Source organism: Actinosynnema pretiosum (assembly GCF_024171695.1).
In the GTDB taxonomy this organism is placed as follows: Bacteria; Actinomycetota; Actinomycetes; order Mycobacteriales; family Pseudonocardiaceae; genus Actinosynnema; species Actinosynnema pretiosum.
This window is the reverse complement of record NZ_JAMTCF010000002.1, coordinates 590,730-609,821: the sequence shown is the minus strand read 5'-3', so window position 1 is coordinate 609,821 and position 19,092 is coordinate 590,730. Positions and strand designations below refer to the sequence as shown.

At 73.6% G+C, this 19,092-nt stretch carries 15 protein-coding genes; 8 read left to right on the top strand and 7 right to left on the bottom strand.

The window, feature by feature from the left end:
- The first annotated feature begins 49 nt into the window (after window positions 1-49).
- From LV78_RS06075 to LV78_RS06065, 3 genes are all read left to right on the top strand, one after another.
- Window positions 50-1,204, top strand: coding sequence for an RtcB family protein (locus tag LV78_RS06075; RefSeq protein ID WP_253843715.1), 1,155 nt, complete (start codon window positions 50-52; stop codon window positions 1,202-1,204).
- A gap of 106 nt (window positions 1,205-1,310) precedes the next feature.
- Window positions 1,311-1,871 carry a hypothetical protein gene (locus LV78_RS06070; RefSeq protein ID WP_253843714.1) on the top strand — a complete coding sequence of 187 codons (561 nt, stop codon included), beginning with the start codon at window positions 1,311-1,313 and terminating at the stop codon, window positions 1,869-1,871.
- Window positions 1,868-2,569 (top strand): hypothetical protein, encoded by a 702-nt coding sequence (locus LV78_RS06065; RefSeq protein ID WP_253843713.1) that lies wholly within the window; start codon window positions 1,868-1,870, stop codon window positions 2,567-2,569. Before LV78_RS06070 ends, LV78_RS06065 begins: the two co-directional genes overlap by 4 nt.
- A gap of 260 nt (window positions 2,570-2,829) precedes the next feature.
- Here the strand turns inward: LV78_RS06065 and LV78_RS06060 are convergent, their stop codons facing one another.
- The 5 genes from LV78_RS06060 to LV78_RS06040 form a co-directional block, all read right to left on the bottom strand.
- A complete protein-coding gene (locus LV78_RS06060) occupies window positions 2,830-3,156 on the bottom strand; it encodes a hypothetical protein (RefSeq protein ID WP_253843712.1) in 327 nt (108 codons plus the stop codon).
- 256 nt (window positions 3,157-3,412) lie between these two features.
- Window positions 3,413-4,186 carry a GntR family transcriptional regulator gene (locus LV78_RS06055; protein ID WP_253843711.1) on the bottom strand — a complete coding sequence of 258 codons (774 nt, stop codon included), beginning with the start codon at window positions 4,184-4,186 and terminating at the stop codon, window positions 3,413-3,415.
- A gap of 59 nt (window positions 4,187-4,245) precedes the next feature.
- Entirely contained in the window at window positions 4,246-5,070 is an 825-nt protein-coding gene (locus LV78_RS06050) for a glutamate ABC transporter substrate-binding protein (RefSeq protein ID WP_253843710.1), read from the bottom strand.
- Between the two features lie 276 nt (window positions 5,071-5,346).
- Window positions 5,347-8,058 carry a bifunctional acetate--CoA ligase family protein/GNAT family N-acetyltransferase gene (locus LV78_RS06045; protein WP_253843709.1) on the bottom strand — a complete coding sequence of 904 codons (2,712 nt, stop codon included), beginning with the start codon at window positions 8,056-8,058 and terminating at the stop codon, window positions 5,347-5,349.
- On the bottom strand, window positions 8,058-9,251 hold the full coding sequence (locus LV78_RS06040) for an acetoin utilization protein AcuC (RefSeq protein ID WP_253843708.1): 1,194 nt from the start codon (window positions 9,249-9,251) through the stop codon (window positions 8,058-8,060). Before LV78_RS06040 ends, LV78_RS06045 begins: the two co-directional genes overlap by 1 nt.
- A 190-nt stretch (window positions 9,252-9,441) precedes the next feature.
- Here LV78_RS06040 and LV78_RS06035 point away from each other — a divergent pair, with 190 nt between their 5' ends.
- Window positions 9,442-10,077 carry a hypothetical protein gene (locus tag LV78_RS06035; protein ID WP_253843707.1) on the top strand — a complete coding sequence of 212 codons (636 nt, stop codon included), beginning with the start codon at window positions 9,442-9,444 and terminating at the stop codon, window positions 10,075-10,077.
- Between the two features lie 571 nt (window positions 10,078-10,648).
- Here the strand turns inward: LV78_RS06035 and LV78_RS06030 are convergent.
- Window positions 10,649-11,497 carry a sulfurtransferase gene (locus tag LV78_RS06030; RefSeq protein WP_253843706.1) on the bottom strand — a complete coding sequence of 283 codons (849 nt, stop codon included), beginning with the start codon at window positions 11,495-11,497 and terminating at the stop codon, window positions 10,649-10,651.
- Window positions 11,498-11,594: 97 nt separating this feature from the next.
- Here LV78_RS06030 and LV78_RS06025 point away from each other — a divergent pair, with 97 nt between their 5' ends.
- The 4 genes from LV78_RS06025 to LV78_RS06010 all read left to right on the top strand — a co-directional run bounded on the left by LV78_RS06025 (window position 11,595) and on the right by LV78_RS06010 (window position 17,524).
- Window positions 11,595-12,287 carry an iron-dependent transcriptional repressor DtxR gene (locus tag LV78_RS06025; protein ID WP_253843705.1) on the top strand — a complete coding sequence of 231 codons (693 nt, stop codon included), beginning with the start codon at window positions 11,595-11,597 and terminating at the stop codon, window positions 12,285-12,287.
- Window positions 12,288-12,292: 5 nt separating this feature from the next.
- Window positions 12,293-13,477: a galactokinase gene (gene galK / locus LV78_RS06020; RefSeq protein WP_253843791.1), complete on the top strand. Its 1,185-nt coding sequence runs from the start codon at window positions 12,293-12,295 to the stop codon at window positions 13,475-13,477.
- Between the two features lie 1,036 nt (window positions 13,478-14,513).
- The gene (gene galE / locus LV78_RS06015) at window positions 14,514-15,476 is read left to right on the top strand and encodes a UDP-glucose 4-epimerase GalE (RefSeq protein WP_253843704.1); all 963 of its coding nucleotides are present in this window, start codon (window positions 14,514-14,516) and stop codon (window positions 15,474-15,476) included.
- Window positions 15,477-15,481: 5 nt separating this feature from the next.
- Entirely contained in the window at window positions 15,482-17,524 is a 2,043-nt protein-coding gene (locus tag LV78_RS06010; protein ID WP_253843703.1) for a S9 family peptidase, read from the top strand.
- Between the two features lie 502 nt (window positions 17,525-18,026).
- Here LV78_RS06010 and LV78_RS06005 read toward each other — a convergent pair.
- Window positions 18,027-19,037 (bottom strand): DUF4192 domain-containing protein, encoded by a 1,011-nt coding sequence (locus tag LV78_RS06005; protein ID WP_253843702.1) that lies wholly within the window; start codon window positions 19,035-19,037, stop codon window positions 18,027-18,029.
- Window positions 19,038-19,092 lie beyond the last annotated feature (55 nt).

Sequence of the window (19,092 nt, the reverse complement as noted above, 5' to 3'; positions counted from 1 at the left end):
GCGTTAATTCCCTCGCCCGGCGGGAGGGGGCCGACCTAGCCTTGCCCGCATGTCCCCGACCACGCTCCCCGGAGCACGCGTAGACATCCGCCTGTGGGCACGTCCCGACGAGGTGGAGGGCGAGGCGCTCCGGCAACTGCAGAACATCGCCACCCTCCCGTGGGCCGTGAAGCACGTGGCCGTGATGCCCGACGTGCACTTCGGCAAGGGCGCCACGGTCGGCTCGGTCATCGCGCTCAAGGACGCCGTGTCCCCGGCCGCGGTGGGCGTCGACATCGGTTGCGGGATGACCGCGGTGCGCACGTCGCTGTCCGCCGAGGACCTGCCCGCCGACCTGTCGCGGCTGCGCTCGCTGATCGAGGCGGCCGTGCCGGTGGGCTTCGGGCAGCACCGCGCGCCGGTGGTGTTCCACGACCGGCTGTGGCGCTCGTTCGGCGACCTGACCCCGACCCTGTCGGAGGAGAAGGCGCTGAACCAGATGGGCACCCTGGGCGGCGGGAACCACTTCCTGGAGGTCTGCCTGGACACGAGCAGCCGGGTGTGGGTCATGCTGCACTCCGGGTCGCGCGGGATCGGCAACCAGCTGGCGCAGCACCACATCGCCATCGCGAAGACGTTGGCGCACAACGACGAGCTGGTCGACCCGGACCTGGCGGTGTTCCTCGCGGGCACGCCGGAGATGGCGGCCTACCGGCACGACCTGTACTGGGCGCAGGAGTACGCGCGGCTGAACCGGGCCACCATGCTCGACCTGGTCACGAAGGTGCTCATCGGGCAGTTCCCGCAGGTCCGGTTCGACGAGCCGATCTCCGCGCACCACAACTACGTGTCGGAGGAGCGCCACTTCGGCGAGGACGTGCTGGTCACCCGCAAGGGCGCGATCAGCGCGCGCCGGGGCGAGCTGGGCATCATCCCCGGCTCGATGGGCACCGGCTCGTACATCGTGCGCGGGCTGGGCAACCCGGACTCGTTCCACTCGGCCTCGCACGGCGCGGGCCGCCGGATGTCGCGGAACAAGGCGCGCAAGCTGTTCACCGCCGAGGACCTGGCGGCGCAGACGGCGGGCGTGGAGTGCCGCAAGGACGCGGGCGTGGTCGACGAGATCCCGGCCGCGTACAAGGACCTCGACAGCGTGATCGAGCAGCAGGCCGACCTCGTGGAGGTCGTCACGAAGCTCAAGCAGGTGCTCTGCGTGAAGGGCTGACGCGGAGCGAGGCGGACCTGGCCCGGTTTGTCAAGGGCCAGGTTTGCCTCTCACACGACAGGGTTACCCGTGGGGCAGCTGAGAGAGACCCCAACGGGAGGCGAAGATGTCCACCGGCACCACCATCGGCGTTGTGATCGCCGTGCTGGTCGTCGTCGCAGTCGGTGTGGTGCTGTGGAGGAAGGCTTCCCAGCGCAAGCACCTGCGGCGGCAGTTCGGTCCCGAGTACGACCGGGTCGTGGAGCGCAGCGGCAACCGCATGGAGGCCGAGCGCGAGCTGGCCGAGCGCGAGCGCGCCCACCGGTCCCTGGAGCTGAAGCCGCTGACGCAGGGCACGCGGGAGAGCTACTCCCGCCACTGGGTCCAGGTGCAGGAGCAGTTCGTGGACGCGCCGAGCGACGCGGTCGCCAGCGCCCACCGGCTCGTCACCGACCTGATGTCCGAGCGCGGCTACCCCACGAACGGCGACCACGAGGCGAACGCCTCGGTGCTGTCGGTCGAGCACTCCCGGACCATCGACAGCTACCGCCAGGCCCACGCCATCACCCGCCGCCAGGAGCAGGGCGAGGCGTCCACGGAGGACCTGCGGGCCGCGATGGTGCACTACCGAACCCTGTTCAACGACCTGCTCGGCGACCGAGGCGAGCGCAAGGAGGGAGCACGATGATCAATCGACCGGACGAGCGCCAGGACCACCGGCTCACCACCGACGACTTCGCCCGCCCCCAGGGCCGGACCGACGTCCGCGAGGACCTCGTGGACGAGCGCGGCAAGCACCACGACCCGGTGCTGGAGCACGGCCACGACTCGCCGGAGCGCGAGGACGACCTGGCCTACGCGGAGGAAGCGGCCTACAACGAGGAGCGGGACCGCGAGGACGACCTGGTGCCCGCGCAGAGCACCCGCGAGCCGGTGACCGAGCCGGTGGCGTCCGCCGACCTGGACGCGGACAAGACCCACGACCCGGCCAAGGCCCACGGCACGACCGGCACCACCACCCCGGTCACCGACGCCCCCGGCGCGGAGGCCATGGCCACCACCGAGATCCCGGTGCAGGCCGAGGTCGAGCCCGCGCACCACAGCGGTTTCGACGCCGAGTCCCCGCTGTTCGGCCAGGACGAGGCGGGCGGCTTCCGCGAGGAGTGGCGCTCGCTGCAGGGCGACTTCGTGGACAACCCCCGCGAGGCCGTGCACCGGGCCGACGAGCTGGTCGCCCAGGTGATCCAGAGCCTGGCCACCACGTTCTCCGAGCACAAGCGGACCCTGGAGGGCCGCTGGCAGGAGGGCAGCGAGGCCGAGACCGAGGAGCTGCGCCTCGCGCTCAAGAGCTACCGGTCGTTCTTCGACAAGCTGCTCTCCGTGTGAGGCGCAGCCTGTGAGGCGCAGCCTCACAGCACGCCAGACCAGCACCACCTGACCGCTGGGCAGCACGCCACAACGCTTGTCCCGAAGCCCGGCGCGGCAGGCGTCAGAACGCAAAAGAGGAACAGCAGAGCGATGAGCACCCCGCTGTGCGTCCGGCGACCCGGACGCACAGCGGGTGTCAGCCTTTTCAGGGCCCTTTCGCACGCCTCGCGCTTTCCGGTCCGGCGCGCCCGACCGCGCCCCGGACCGGCGGAGCGGGATCAGCCGGGCAGTTCCCTGATCTCCATCTCCAGCACGTCGATCTCGTCGCTGATGGCCTCGTCGAGCATCCGGTCCAGCAGTCGCGCGCAATCCGCGTCGTCCGCGCCGAATCCGGGGACCTGCTCCCACCACACGGCGGGGTTGTTCCAGAACGAGCCCGATCCCTGGTCGACCCCGGCCAGCGAGCGCAACCGGTTGTCGTCCTCGGGCAGCGCCCGGACGTAGTCCACGAACCTGGCCAGCTCGGCCGGGTGCGCGGCGGGCACCGCCCCGAAACCGCGCAGGCAGTCGTCCAGTTCCCTGAGGAACTCCTCCTTGAATGTCACGATCCACCCCGCTTCCCCCGCACCGCTGCGAGCGAGGAGCACTCGATCCGAGTACCAACGGTACCGCCGCGAAGGCAGGGCGAAATGCCTGCTAATGGGGGGCGCAAAGCGTCGAATCGGCAACGTTCAGGCCATTTTTCGGAACTTGAGCGCACATCCGGGTGATATCCGGAGAAATTGAGTCCACTGTGGACGTTCACGCCCCGGTTCCGGTTGCGCGGACTCGAAACCGGCATTCCTCGGAACGGCCCGGTCCCTACTCCGCGCGCAACCGCGCGGCGAGGCTGTAGCGGTCGCCCCGGTACAGCGAGCGCGAGCGCTCCACCGGCGTGCCCGCCCGGTCGTGCGCGACCCGGTGCAGCAGCAGCATGGGCAGCGCGGGGTTGGTGCCGATGAGCAGCGCCTCGCGCGGCGCGGCCAGCACGGTCTCCACCCGCTCCTCGGCCCCGCCGAACTCGACGCCGAACCGCTCGCGCAGGCACGCGTGCAGCGATCCGGCCGGGTCGAGCGCGTCGAGCAGGCCGGGGAAGCGGGACAGCGGCAGGTAGGTCGACTCCAGCCCGACCCGCGCGCCGTCGGCGAGCATGACCCGCTCCAGGTGCAGCACCGGGTCCCCGTGCGGCACCAGCAGGTCCTCGGCGAGCACCTCGTCGGCGGGTAACCGCTCGACGGTCACCACACCCCGCTCGGGCCGGATGCCCTGCGCGCGCATCCCGTCCGCATAGCTCACCAGCGACAGCGGCTGCACGAGCTTGGGCGGGGCGACGTAGGTGCCGCTGCCGTGCCGCCGCAGGAGCCTGCCCTCCAGGACGAGCTCGGCGACGGCCTGGCGCAGCGTCACCCGCGACACCGAGAACCGGCAGGCCAGTTCCCGCTCCGACGGCAGCGCCGCCCCCTCCCCCAGCGCCTCGACCAGCCACAGCAGCTCGGTCTTGACCGCGTAGTAGCGGGGAACCCGCCCGTGCTCGGGAATCCCGGCGCGGACGGGCTTGTCGGCCCGGCGGCCGGGGGAGGTGTGGGAGCTGATCACCCGGCGACCCTAGGCCCCAGCGGGTCCGCGCAGGACCCGCCAACGGGGTGGGTCGGAGGTCACGAAGCGATCTGCGGCGGCTCGGGCAACCGGTAGTCGGAGCCGCCGACGTTGGCCTCCTGCGCCCGCTTCCACTCGCCGCTGTCGACCATCTTGCGCAGCGCGGCGGTGACCGCGTCCTTGGTCTCCTGCTGCCCCTTGGGCAGGCCGATCCCGTACTCCTCCTCGCTGAACGGCTCGCCGACCACCCTGAGCAGCTCCGGGTTCTGCGCGGCGTACCCGGCGAGCACGACGTCGTCGGTGGTGAGCGCGTCGACCTCCCCGGCGAGCAGCGCGGTCACGCACTCGCTGAACCTGGGCTGCTCGACCAGCTTCACGTTCTTCGCGAACGTGTCCTTCACGTACTGCGCCGAGGTGGTTCCGGTGACCGAGCAGAGCCGCTGACCCCGGCTGAGCGAGTCCGGCCCGGTGATCTCCTGGTTGTCGATCAGCACCAGCAGGTCCTGGCCCGCCGTGTAGTACGGACCCGCGAAGTCGACGACCTCGCGCCGCTTCGGGGTGATGGAGTAGCCGTTGACCACCAGGTCGACCTCCCCCGAGGTGAGCAGCCGCTCGCGGTCCTCGGGCGGGGCCTCGACCCAGGTGATGCCCGACTCGGGGACGCCCAGCTCGGTGGCGACGTAGCGGGCCACGTCGATGTCGAAGCCGCGCAGGTTCCCGTCCTGGCGCCGCAGGCCGAGCCCCGGCTGGTCGTGGGCGACCCCGATGGTGATCCTCCCCTGCTCCGCGCGGCCGACGACGGTGCTGTCGTCCGCCCCGCAGGAGGTCAGCGCGAGCACCGCCGCGGTGGCCCAGACCAGGGATGACTTGCTTAACGCTGCCACGGTGGTTCCCCTCCCCTGTCCCGTGCTTTCGGGGGAACCTAGGGGCCGGGGGGCGCGGCGTCTGCGCTTCACGGCGGAATCAGGCCGAAAGACCCCAGAAGATCGTCCCGAACGGACCTGAACACCGCAGCGCGCTGGTGCGGGTGGCCGTGCGGTGCTCCGGGGTCCGGACGGGCGCGGGTGGCGGGAACGCCTGTGGTGGCGGGGTTCGCGCACCGGCGGTGGTCGACCCCGGCGGGGTGCGGGGTCGACCTGCGGAACTGTGAACGCGGGCCGTCAGCGCGCCCCGCCGGGCAGCCGCAGCCGCCGGGGGCCGGAGTCGCGCGGCGACGGCCTCGGCCCGAGGGTGACCCGCGCGCTGGCCACGAACGCGCCCTCCGCCGACGCCAGCACCGGTTCCAGCGCCAGCTCCCGCACCTCCGGCAGGTCCTCGGCGAGCGCGGCCAGCCGCAGCACCAGCTCCTGCAGCGCGGCCAGGTCCGCGACCTGCCCGCCCCGGAACCCGGCGAGCAGCGGCGCGGCCTTGGGGGCGCGCACGAGCGCGGCGGCGTCCGCGTCGGTCAGCGGCACCGCCCGGTACGCCCGGTCCCCCAGCAGGTCGCTCACCAACCCGGACAGCCCGAACGACACCAGCGACCCGAACGACGGGTCGTCCTGGAGCCCCAGCACGCAGGACAGCCCCTTGGGGACCATGCGCTGCACGTAGACCTCGGTCAGCCCGGAGATGTCCGCGAGCCCCCGGTACGCCTCGCGCACGGCCTCCTCGGCTGCCAGGTCCAGCCGCACCCCGACCAGGTCGGTGCGGTGCCGCAGCCGCTCGGCGGTGGACTTGAGCGCCACCGGGTAGCCCAGCTCGGCGGCGGCCTGGGCCGCGTCGTCCGCCGAGGACACCACCCGGAACGGCACCACGTCGATGCCGTAGCAGGCCAGCAGCCGCATCGCGGCGTCGTCGTCCAGCTTGACCGGCTCGGCGTGCGGAACCGCCTCGACCAGCGCCCGCGCCGCCTCCGGGTCGATGCCACCGGGACGGGTGAAGAACCCGGCGGGCCGGGAGCGCCAGCGCGCGTAGCGGGTCACCCGCGCGAGCGCGAGCACGGCCCGCTCCGGGCTCGGGTACGACGGCACCGAGCCGCGTCCCGGCGCGCCGTCCGGACCGGTCACCGCCAGCTCGGCGGGAACCCCTTCCACGGCCAGGAACGTGGACACGATCGGCTTGGCCCCCGCGGCGCCTCCCTGCCCTGCGCCCGCCTGCCCCGCGCCCGCCTGCTCAGCGACACCCTGCACGGCGGCGCGCAGCGCGCGGGCGTACTCGGTGCCGGGAACGGCCAGCGGTGGCGCGAAGACCACGACGAGCGCGTCGGTGTCCGGGTCGGCGAGCGCGGTGCGGACCGCGTCCGCGAACTCCTCCGGCCCGGCCTGCGCGCCCACGTCCACCGGGTCGCCGACCAGGTCCAGGCCCTGCCCGAGCACGGTGTCGGCGGCGAGCACGCCGATCGCGGTGGAGTTGCCGACCACCGCGACCCTGGGACCTGCGGGCAGCGGCTGGTGGGCCAGCAGCAGCGCGGTGTCGAACAGCTGCGCCAGCGACTCGACCCGGATCACGCCCGCCTGCTCGAACAGGGCCTGCACGCTCTGCTCGTCCACGTGCACCGAGGTCGCGGCGAGCGCGGGCGTCACCGCGTGCCTGCCGGACTTCACCGCCACGATCGGCTTGCTGCGGCCCAGGCGCCGGGCGAGGCGGGCGAACTTGCGCGGGTTGCCGAACGACTCCAGGTACAGCAGCACCACGTCGGTGGCCGGGTCGGTCTCCCAGTACTGGAGCAGGTCGTTGCCGGACACGTCGGCCCGGTTGCCCGCGCTGACGAACGTGGACAGGCCGAGGCCCCGCTCGGCGGCGGTGGCCAGGATCGCGCTGCCGAGCGCGCCGGACTGGCAGAAGAACCCGGTGCGCCCGCGCGCGGGCAGGGTCGGCGCCAGGGTCGCGTTGAGCCGCACGTCCGGGTCGGTGTTGACCACGCCCAGCGCGTTCGGGCCGACCACGCGCATCCCGTGCGCGCGGGCCTCGGTGACCAGCCTGCGCTCGGCGGTGCGCCCGTCCGGGCCGGTCTCGCCGAAGCCGGAGGTGACCACCACCAGCGCCTTGACCCCCTTGGCCAGGCAGGCGTCCATGACCTCGTCGACCCCGGCGGCGGGCACCGCGACGACGGCCAGGTCGACGTCGTCGGGGATGTCCAGCACGGACGGGTAGGCGCGCACGCCCCGCACCGCGCGGTGCTCGGCGTTGACCGGGTAGACGGGGCCGTGGAAGTCGCCGACGAGCAGGTTCGCCAGCACCGCGTGGCCGATCTTGGTGCGGTCGGTGGAGGCGCCGATCACGGCGACCGAGCGCGGGTGCAGCAGGTTGTGGACGCTGCGCGCCTCGGCGGCCTGCTCGCGGGCGCGGGCGACCTCCAGCGACTGCTCGGTCGGGTCCACGTCGAACTCCAGGTGCAGCACGCCCTCGTCGAACGCGCGGCTGACCGAGTAGCCGGCGTCCCGGAACACCCGGACCATCTGGCCGTTCTCGGCGAGCACCTCGGCGGTGAACCGGGTCAGGCCGCGCTCGCGGGCGGCGGCGGCCAGGTGCTCCAGCAGGATCGAGCCGAGGCCCCGGCCCTGGTGCTCGTCCTGCACGACGAACGCGACCTCGGCGGAGGACCCGTTGTTCAGCCGGTCGTAGCGGCCCACCGCGACGATGTCGTCGCCGAGCATGGTCACGAACGCGACCCGGTCGGCGTGGTCGACGGTGGTGAACCGGACGACGTCGCGCTTGGGCATCCTCGGGTAGGGGCCGAAGTAGCGGAAGTAGCGGGTGCGCTCGGAGAGCCGGGAGTGGAACGCCAGCAGGCGCTGGCCGTCGTCGGGGGTGATGGGGCGCAGGTGGGCGGTGCCGCCGTCGGCGAGCACGACGTCGGCCTCCCAGCTGCGCGGGTAGTCGAACGGGTCCACTAGTCCCTCGCGTCCTCGGGGTCCAGGCCGTGCAGGGGGAACGCGGCGCGCCGGGTGGCCCGGACGGCCTCGTCAACCGGGTCGCCGCCGGAGCCGTCCCACGGCGTGAAGGAGGTGTCGGCGCCCTCGGTCATGGCGGTGGGCAGCGGCCAGTTGGGGGCGGTCCTGCTGACGTGCGAGATCCAGGACGCGGGCAGCGGGGTGCGCGGGTCGACGTCGCGGTCGAGCACGGTGGCGAGCAGGTGCGTCCAGGAGCGGGGCACGACGCGCACCAGCTCGTACCCGCCGCCGCCGAGCGCCAGCCACTTGCCGTTCGCGGTGGTGTCGGCGAGGTGGCGGAGGGCGCGGTAGATCGCGCGGTGGCCGTCGACGGTCAGCGACAGGTCGGCGAGCGGGTCCTCGCGGTGGCTGTCCACGCCGCACTGGGTGATGAGGACCTGCGGGCGGAACGCGCCGAGCAGCGAGGGCACGACGGCGTGGAAGGCGCGCAGCCAGCCCCGGTCGGGGGTGCCGGGCGGGAGGGCGACGTTGACCGCCGTGCCCTCGGCGCCGGGGCCGCCGAGCTCGGTCGGGCGGCCGGTGCCGGGCCACAGGCTCAGCGGGCTCTGGTGCAGGGAGATGGTGAGCACGCGCGGGTCGTCGTAGAACGCGGCCTGGACGCCGTCGCCGTGGTGCACGTCGGTGTCGACGTAGGCGACGCGGTCGAAGCCGTTGTCCAGCAACCAGGAGATGGCGACGGCGCAGTCGTTGTAGACGCAGAAGCCCGCGGCGCGGTCGCGCATGGCGTGGTGCAGGCCGCCCGCGATGCTGACGGCCCGGTCGGCGGCGCCGGAGGCGATCCGGCGGGCTGCGGCGAGCGAGCCGCCGACGATCAGGGAGGACGCCTCGTGCATCCGGTCGAAGACCGGGTTGTCGGTGGTGCCGAGGCCGTGGCCGAGGTCCCAGGCGGTGCTCGGGGCGGCGCGCACGGCGGCCAGGTAGGCGGGGTCGTGGACGCGTTCGAGCTCGGGGTCGGTGGCGTGGGCGGGGGCGACCGGGTCGACGCCGTCGAGGACGCCGAGCGCCGTGGCGAGCCGGACGGTGAGGTCGAGGCGCACGGGGTTGAGCGGGTGGTCGCCGCCGAGGTCGTAGGCGAGCACCGACTCGTCCCAGACCACGGCGGGTGGCCGCGCTTCGCGCTGTTCCGCTCCCATGTCCGAAATTTAGCCTACTGACCGGTAATCGCACGACGGCTGCGGCGGGTCGGTGTTGCCCGGTCGGTGGTTTCCCCGGCGGCGGCGCCGTGGTCGTCGGTGGTGGGCCCTAGGGTCGGGTCGACGCGCCGGGGGCGAGCGCCGCCGGGTGGGCGGGAACCCCGAGCGGGGGAACGGGGTCCAACCGACCATGCGCCTGCGACGTGCCTCAGTGGTGACCGCCTGCCTCGCCGCCGTGCTCGGGGTGGTGGGGTGCAGCAGCCCCGTCACCGGGAGCGCGAGCAGCGCCTCGGGCGGCGGGGCCAGCGCTCCCGCCTCCGCTCCCGCCTCCGCCGAGAGCGGGGCCGCCGAGCCGAGCGGCTCCGACGAGCCGGGCGCGACCGAGCCGAAGGCGACCGATCCCGGTTCCGGTTCCGGGCAGAGCGGCAGCGGCGAGGTGGCGCTGGGGAAGCGGAAGAAGGCCGGGTACGACGCCTGCAAGCTGCTGAGCGCGCAGGAGGTGGCCGTGGTGTTCGGGGCGAGCGAGATGCTGGAGACCAACGGGTGCCTGCACTCGTCCTACGACCCGATGAAGATCGTGATCTTGCAGTCCTCGTACTTCATCCCGGACGCGAACGCCGAGGTCGGGAAGATCCAGGTGGGTGGGAACAGCGCGTACCGGATGAAGACCGAGCAGGGGTGCGCGGTGCTGGTGGCGCTGACGGAGGACCCGCAGGAGGCGACGGCGGCGCTGCGCGTCGACGTGACGACGGACGGCTCGGCCGAGCCGTGCCAGCTGGCGCTGGACCTGGCGACCAAGGCCTTCGACCGCATCCCCGACGCCTGACGAGCGGAGCGCGCGGCCGGAACCCGCTCGGTCCCGACCGCGCGGGCTCGCGCGGAGTGGTTGGCGATGATCGGTTTCGCGGTGATCGGTGGGGCTGGACGCCGGTGGTCAACCGGGCTGACTGCCGGTGATCGGCCGGATCGGACATCGGTGATCAGCCGAGCCGGGCGTCGATGCTCAGCCGAGCCGTCTCCGGTGACGAACCTCGCAGATCGCAGGTAATCGGTCGGGCAGGTCGCCTGAGATCACCCGAGCCGGGCTCCACCAGCCGACCCGGCCAGCCAGCCGAACCGACCAAGCGGGTGGGCGGGTCAGCCGGACCGACCCTGCCCGGCAGGCCAACCGAGCCGGCCAACCGGGCGGGTCAGCCGGGCAGGTCAGCCGAACCGGCCAACCGGCTCGGTCAGCCAAGTCAGCCGACCGAGCCAGCCGACCGGGCCGGTCAGCCGGGCCGGTCAGCCGGGCCGGTCAGCCGGGCCGGTCAGCCGGGCCGATCAGCCGGGCCGATCAACCGAGGTGGCCAACGGGGCCGGTCAATCGGGCTGGTCAATCGGGCTGGTCGACCCACCGACTAACCGGGCTGGTCTCCGGTCGCCACCGGGCGGTCCTGGGCGGACCAGTTCGACCACGAGCCGGGGTACAGCAGGGCCGGGGTGTCGCTGGTGGTCAGGCCCGCCGCCTCCAGGGCCAGGACCACCGAGGACGCCGTGACGCCCGAGCCGCAGTACGCGCCCACCGGGCGGTCCGGGGTCACGCCCAGCGCCTGGAAGCGGTCCGCCAGTGCCCGCGCGGGCAGCCAGCGGCCGTCCTCGCCCGCGTGCTCGGCGGACGGGGCGCTCACCGCGCCGGGGATGTGGCCCGCCTTCGGGTCGACCGGTTCCACCTCGCCCCGGTAGCGGGCCCCGGCGCGCGCGTCCAGCAGGACGCCCTCGCGGGCCAGCTCGGCGGCACCGTCCGCGTCCACGATCGGCATCCGGCCCGGCCGCACGACGACGTCGCCCTCCGCGGGCTCCGGCTCCTCGGCGGTGACCGGCCTGCCCTCGGCCGACCACGCCGAGTAACCGCCGTCCAGGACGGCCACCTGGTCGTGGCCCGCCCAGCGCAGCAGCCACCACGCCCTGGCCGCCACCGAGCCGTCCTTGTCGTCGTAGGCCACCACCGGGACGCCCTCGCGGACGCCCGCCGCACGCAGCGCGCGCTGCAGCGCGGACGCCTCCGGCAGCGGGTGCCTGCCCTCCGGACCGGGCGGTGCGGCCAGAGCCGCGTCCAGGTCGGTGTGGACGGCTCCGGGGACGTGACCGACCTCGTAGTCTTGTCGTGCGGGCGGACCGCCGAGCCGCCAGCGGACGTCGAGCACGACCGGGGGGCGCTCGCCCGCCAGCGCGACAGCCAGTGCTTCAGTGCTGATCAAGGGGTGCACGGTGCCATCCTGCACCGGCGCGCACCTGTTCGCCGTGAGCGCGAGAGGTCGCCCTGACCGGTGCGACTAGCATGAAGGCATAAGAAGGGGAGCGGGTGTGAACGACCTCATCGACACCACGGAGATGTACCTCCGCACGATCTACGAGCTCGAAGAAGAGGGCGTGGTTCCGCTGCGCGCCCGCATCGCCGAGCGGTTGGGCCAGAGCGGCCCGACCGTGAGCCAGACCGTCGGCCGCATGGAGCGGGACGGGCTGGTCGTCGTCGCCGACGACCGGCACCTGGAGCTGACCGAGCAGGGCCGCAACCTCGCGGTGTCGGTGATGCGCAAGCACCGGTTGGCCGAGCGGCTGCTGGTCGACATCATCGGCCTGGAGTGGGAGCACGTGCACAGCGAGGCATGTCGCTGGGAGCACGTGATGAGCGAGGCCGTCGAGCGCAAGCTGGTGAAGCTGCTCGGCAACCCGACCACCTCCCCCTACGGCAACCCCATCCCCGGCTTGGACAAGCTCGGCGACGGCGAGCCCGCTCCCCCCGTGGAGGCGGACCTGCAGCGCATCGACGAGGTGGCCAGGCGCGGTGGGGGCCAGGTGGAGGTCAAGCGGATCGCCGAGCACGTTCAGCTCGACCCCGATCTCATGGCGGATCTGAAAGCTGCGGGTGTGATGCCGGGAAGTGTTGTGAAGGTCGAGTCGCTGGACGACAGCAAGGTCGTGCGGGTCGGCAGCGGTGGGACGACGGCCGAGCTGAGCCAGTCCATCGCCCACGCCGTGCTGGTGCAGGCCAGGTGAGCGCCGTGCGGCAGCGGCCCGCCGACAAGGCGGCCGCCGAGTTCGAGAAGTTGCACGGCCGTGCGCCTGCGGGCGTCTGGTCGGCTCCCGGTCGGGTGAACCTGATCGGTGAGCACACCGACTACAACGACGGCTTCGTGCTGCCGTTCGCCCTGCCCCACCGGCTGGCCGCCGCGGCCTCGCCGCGCGAGGACGGCGTGCTGAGCGTCGTCACGGTCGGCGACGACGGTGCGGCCCGCCACGCCGAGGACGTGCTGGTCGCGGACTTGGAGCCGGGCTCGGTGCCCGGTTGGGCCGCCTACCCGGCCGGTGTGGCGTGGGCGCTGCGCTCCGAGGGGCTCAAGGGCGGGGCGGACGTCGTCATCGCCGGTGACGTGCCCTCCGGCGCGGGCCTGTCCTCGTCGCACGCGCTGGAGTGCGCGGTGGCGCTGGCGCTGCTGGAGCTGGGCGGCAAGCCCGCGAACTCCGGGCCGGGCACGCCCTCGCTGGCCCAGGTCGCGCGGCTGGTGCAGCGCTCGGAGAACGACTTCGTGGGCGCGCCGACCGGTCTGCTCGACCAGACCGCGTCGCTGTGCTGCACCGACGCGCACGTGCTGTTCCTGGACGTGCGCTCGGGCGAGGCCGAGCAGGTCCCGTTCGACGCGTCGGCGCGCGGCCTGGAGGTGCTGGTGATCGACACCCGCGCCAGCCACTCGCACAGCGACGGCGGTTACGGCGCCCGCAGGGCGGGGTGCGAGGAGGCGGCGGCGCTGCTGGGCGTCGACGCGCTGCGCGACGTCACGGCCGAGGGCCTGGACGAGGCGCTGGCGAAGCTCCCGGAGAACCTGCGCCCGCTGGTGCGGCACGTGGTGACCGAGAACGAGCGGGTGCTGCGTGCGGTGGAGGTGCTGCGCTCGGGCGAACTGGCCGAGCTGGGCCCGCTGCTGACCGCGTCGCACGTCAGCCTGCGCGACGACTACCGGGTGTCCTGCCCGGAGCTGGACGTCGCGGTGGACTCCGCGCTGGCCTCGGGCGCCCTGGGCTCCCGCATGACCGGCGGCGGCTTCGGCGGCTCGGCGATCGCGCTGGTGCCCGTCGAGCTGCACGACAAGGTGGTCGCCGACGTCGAGGCCGCGTTCGCGGCGAAGGGCTGGACCGCGCCGCGCACCTTCACGGCCGTGCCGTCCCCTGGCGCCGGCCGCGACATCTAGCGCTGGCGGAGCACGAGTCCGGCGGAACGCGCCATCCAGCGGATCGCGCGATCCAGCGGACCACCGAGCGGGCTTGCTCGCTGACCAACCGGTCGGCGAGCAGGCCCAACGGCGGCCAGAGCAATGGCAGCCAGATCCAGCAGAGCCGACGACTGCCGAATCCGGCGGCGGCCGGGCTGGGCAGCAGGGCCAGACCACACGACACCCGCCAGGCAGGTCGACCGAGCGGCGGGCACTGTCCTCAGCGGACCTGCGCGACAACCGTGCGGTCCCCACGAGAGCACTCCCCCGCTTTGGCGTGCGGACGCGAGCAGCCTCCTTTGGGCTCGACGGGTGGAGAGCACTAACGACCGGGGCGCTACCGACTAGCCCGCTACCAGGCGGAACAGCGGCGGACAGCGGCGAGTTGCCCGACAAGCAAGATCAACTCACCCGGCAGGCGTCAACGGCAGGCGTCAACGGCAGACAGCAGCGGCAGGCGGCAGGGGTCACCTCGGATAGGCCCCGCCGGGACCCGCGCGCAGGCCACGCGAATCAGCTTCAGCTTCCGCAGACCGGCTCGGGCAGCCGGCAGCCCTCGGCGGGCCGCAGAACGATCCCCCTCAGGCTTGGGTCGTGGTCGCTGCGGCTGCGACGGGGTTCGCTGGATCCTCCTTCCTCACCGTGTCCGCTGGTCAGCGCGGTTCGTGGGCGTTGGGTGCGGTCGCCGGAGCGGTGGTTTCGGCGATCCGGCAAGCTTGGGGTCCGCAGGTCCGCTCTCGTGGCGGACCCCGCGCCCGCCCGCTCGGGCGGGGACAACTGAACATCCGCCGGAGGTGGCGCGCGCGTCGGCCTCCGGTGCGGAGCGGGAGCACCGGCTGCGGTCGGTGCGGAGCGGTCGGCGCGAGCCTGGGCCGTCCGCTCTCCTCCCCGGTCCCGAACCGAACTGCACGACCTGGACCGAACGTCCCGGCTCGACCGGAGCGCGTGGCACGACCGCGTGGCCGGACCTGGTGGGACCACCGGTGGAGAACAAGCGGAAAGCGGGGAACACAGGGTGAAGCTGCTCGTCACGGGCGGTGCGGGGTACGTCGGCAGCGTGACCGCCGCACGGCTGGTCGAGTCCGGGCACGAGGTCGTCGTGCTCGACGACCTGTCCACCGGGCACGCGGACGCCGTGCCCGAGGGCGCCGAGTTCGTCCAGGCCGACATCGACGACGCGATCGGCGACGTGCTCGCGGGTGGCTTCGACGGCATCGTGCACTGCGCGGCCAAGTCGCTGGTCGGCGAGTCGATGGTGGACCCGGCCAAGTACTGGCAGGGCAACGTGGTCACCTCCCTGAAGCTGCTCGACGCGATGCGCGCCCACGGCACGCCCCGGCTGGTGTTCTCGTCGACCGCCGCGACCTACGGCGAGCCCGAGCAGGTGCCGATCCTGGAGACCGCGCCGACCCGGCCGACCAACACCTACGGCGCGTCGAAGCTCGCGATCGACCACGCCATCACCTCCTACGCCGCCGCGCACGGCCTGGCCGCCGTGAGCCTGCGGTACTTCAACGTCGCGGGCGCGTACGGCCGCTTCGGCGAGCGGCACGCCGTCGAGACCCACCTGATCCCGCTCGTGCTCCAGGTCGCCCTGGGCAAGCGCGAGAGCATCAAGGTCTTCGGCGACGACTGGCCCACCGACGACGGCACGTGCGTGCGCGACTACATCCACGTGCTCGACCTGGCCGACGCGCACATGAAGGCGCTGGAGCACGCCACGGCGGGCGAGCACCGCATCTACAACCTGGGCAACGGGCTCGGCTTCTCCGTCAACCAGGTCATCGAGGCCTGCCGCGAGGTCACCGGCCACGCGATCCCCGCCGTGGTCGACGGCCGCCGCGCGGGCGACCCCGCCGTGCTGATCGCCTCCAGCGAGCGCGCCCGCACCGAGATGGGCTGGAAGCCCGAGCGCGCCGACCTGTCCGGCATCGTCCGCGACGCCTGGGAGTTCACCCAGGCCCGCCAGGAGGCCTGAGCCGCATGACGACGACGGGATCAGCGGCGGACTTCGCCGACCTGGCGCGCTTCGCCGCGCTGCCCAGGCTCGGCTCGCTGGCGGTGTCACCGGACGGCGACCGCCTGGTGACGGTCGTGTCCGAGCTGTCGGCCGACGGCAAGACCTGGCAGGGCTCCCTGTGGGAGGTCGACCCGACCGGCGGGCGGCCCGCGCGCAGGCTCACCCGCTCGGCCAAGGGCGACTCGTCGCCGGTGTTCACCCCGGACGGCTCGCTGCTGTTCCTGTCGGCGCGGCCGGACCAGGAGCGCAAGCCCGGCGAGGCCAAGGACAAGCCTGCGCTGTGGCTGCTGCCGACCTCCGGTGAGGCCCGCGAGCTGCACCGGCCCTCGGGCGGTGTCGACCGGGTGCTGGTGGCGGGCGGCTCGGGCACGGTGCTGCTCGGCTCGTCGGTGCACCGGGGCGCGGAGTTCGGCGAGTCGGACGCGGACGTGCGCAAGGCGCGCGAGGACGCCGGGGTCACGGCGGTCCTGCACGAGAGCTACCCGATCCGGTACTGGGACCACGACCTCGGCCCGTTCCACAGCAGGCTGCTGGCCAGCACCGCCCCGGTCGACGGCGACTCGCCCCGGCTGGGGACCGAGGACCTGGTCGACCTGACGCCGGTCACCGAGCGGGCCCGGTTCGCCTCGGCCGCGATCAGCGACGACGGGCGGTGGGTCGCGCACACCGAGACCGTCGAGGTGGACGCCGCCTACGGCAACCACGTCCGGCTGCGGCTGACCAGCTCCGACGGGACGCAGGACCGGGTGCTGGCCCAGGACGCGGGCCACTCGTACGACGAGCCCGCGTTCCTGCCGGACGCGTCGGCCGTGATCGCCGTGCGCAGCCTGGACTCGACTGCGGACGAGCCGTGGGAGTCCACCCTGGTCCGGATCGACGCCGCCAGCGGCGAGGTCACCGACCTGCTGCCCGGCTTCGACCTGGCCCCCGAGCACCCCCTGGTCAGCCCGGACGGCGCGGTGGTGTTCTTCACCTGCTTCGCGGTGGGCCACCAGGCGCTGTGGCGGCTCGAACTGGCCACCGGCGCCGTGGTGCGGATGACCACGACCGGCGCCTACCAGGACGTGCGGGTCAGCCGGGACGGCACGGCCCTGTACGCGCTGCGCAACGCCGTGGACTCGCCCGCCCGCCCGGTCCGGCTGGACCCGGCCGGGGTCGAGCAGGAGCCGGTGTACCTCCAGGCCCCCGGCGGCCTTGACTCGCTCCCCGGCACGCTGACCGAGATCGAGGTGGTCGTCGAGGACGGCCGCACCGTCCGGTCGTACCTGGTGCTGCCGGAGGGCGCGTCCCCCGAGCGGCCCGCGCCGCTGCTGCTGTGGGTGCACGGCGGTCCGGTGATGAGCTGGAACGGCTGGAGCTGGCGCTGGAACCCGTGGCTGATGGCGGCCAAGGGCTACGCGGTGCTGCTGCCGGACCCGGCGCTGTCGCTGGGCTACGGGCAGGACTTCGTCCGCGCGGGCTGGGGCAGCTGGGGCGGCAAGCCGTACACCGACCTGATGGCGATCACCGACGTCGCCGAGGCGAGGCCGGACGTCGACGAGACCAGGACCGCCGCGATGGGCGGGTCGTTCGGCGGGTACATGGCGAACTGGATCGCCACCCGGACCGACCGGTTCAAGGCGATCGTGACGCACGCGTCGCTGTGGAACCTGGACGCGTTCACGGGCACGACGGACGACTCGTACTACTGGATGCGCGAGATGGGCGACCCGCTGCAGCGCCCGGAGCGGATCACCGAGAACTCGCCGCACCTGTACGTGGCGAACGTGCGCACGCCGGTGCTGGTCATCCACGGGGACAAGGACTACCGGGTCCCGATCGGCGAGGGGCAGCGGCTGTACTTCGACCTCGTGCGGCACGGGGTGGACGCCAAGTACCTGTACTTCCCGACCGAGAACCACTGGATCCTGACCCCCGGCAACGCGACGGTCTGGTACGAGACGGTCTTCGCGTTCCTCGCGCAGCACGTGCACGGGGAGCCCTGGCGCAGGCCGGAACTGCTCTGACGGAGCGGCGCGCGCGGCGCTGAAGCCCGCGGCAGCGGAACACGCGGCAGCGAAGCGCGCGGCAGCGGAACATGCGGCAGCGGAGCGCACGGCACCACGGCCCTCTCGGCGCTCGGACGAACCGGTCCGGGCGTCGAGGGGGCTTCGTGCTTCCTGGGCGGGTGGTGAGCACGCCCGGCGCACGCGTGCCAGGACGCAGTGCGCAGCACGGCCCGCAGCACGGGCGGCGAACCGGGCCAGAGCACGGGTCGGAAAACGGGCCAGGAACCCGGTCGGATCAGAACGGGCCCAGGCAGAACGGGTCGGGCCAGGACCGGCCTGGGCAGAACAGGCCCGGGCAGGACAGGTCGAGCCAGAACGGGTCGGGCCAGGACGGGCCTGGACAGAACGGGCCGAGCCAGGACGGGCCTGGTCAGGACGGGCTGAGCCAGAACAGGCCCGGTCAGGACGGGTCGGGCCAGGACGGGCCTGGACAGAACGGGCTGAGCCAGAACAGGCCCGGTCAGGACGGGTAGGCACGGGCGGCCTCCTCGGCGAGCGAGCGCAGGTAGTCCGGTGGCATCGCGCCCTGCAGCGCGCCCCGGAGCAGGGTGGTCATGCGGTGGCCTGGGGACGCGGCCTCCGCGCGTTCCAGTGCGAGCACGGCCAGCGCGCCCTCGCCCCTCAGGTAGGTCGCGAAGGCCAGCAGCGCGGCGGCCTCGGCCCGCTCGGGGGCGGGCGCGGCCCTGGTCAGCTCCGTCCACAGCCGCTCGGCCGCCATGGCGTGCGCGCCCAGCGCCAGGGTCAGCGCCAGGTCGCGCACGCGCGGGCTGGACAGCGCGAACGCCAGCTCCGCCACCTCGTCGTCGGGCAGCGGCGTGGTCCGGCTCGGGGTCCGCTCCACCGCCGCGAGCAGCGCCCTGCGGTGCCTGGCCACCAGCTCGTCCGGGTCGGCGCTCTCCAGCGCCGCCGTGAGGCGGTCCAGCAGCGCCGCGCGCCGGGCCAGCGCCTCCGGTGGGTCCGGGGACAGCAGCTCGGCCATCTCCGCCCTGCTGCCGTACGTCACGTGCCCCGCGGCGGCCGACAGCGCGGCCAGGTAGGTGGCGCGCGCGTCCGGCGCGGTGCCGGTCCGGCCCACGTCGGCGTAGTCGAACCAGGGCTCGCCGCCCGAGGTGCCCGGCGCCCACACCGCGCGCGCCAGCGGCACGCGGAGCGCGTCCAGCCGCACCAGCAGGCTCCGCACCACGTCCGGCCTGGGCAGCACCTCGGGCGGGTCGGCGCCGCCGCCGCCCACCACGAGCACGGCCACCGAGCAGCCGGGGTTCCTGCGCACGACGGGGACCAGCTTCTCGGCCGCGTCGCGCAGCTGCTCCACGTCGGGCAGGTCCGCGCGCAGGACCACCGCGACGGAGTCCCCGCGCAGCACGAGCACCACCACCGAGTCGGTGGGGTGGAACCCCAGCAGGTGCGGGACGGCGGCCACCAGGTCACCGGGGCCGTGGATCCTCGCCGAGGGCAGGACGGGTGTTGTCATGCCCCCACTGTGACCGGCGCGGGACGGGCGGTCAGCGGGGAAGAGCACGAGTTGT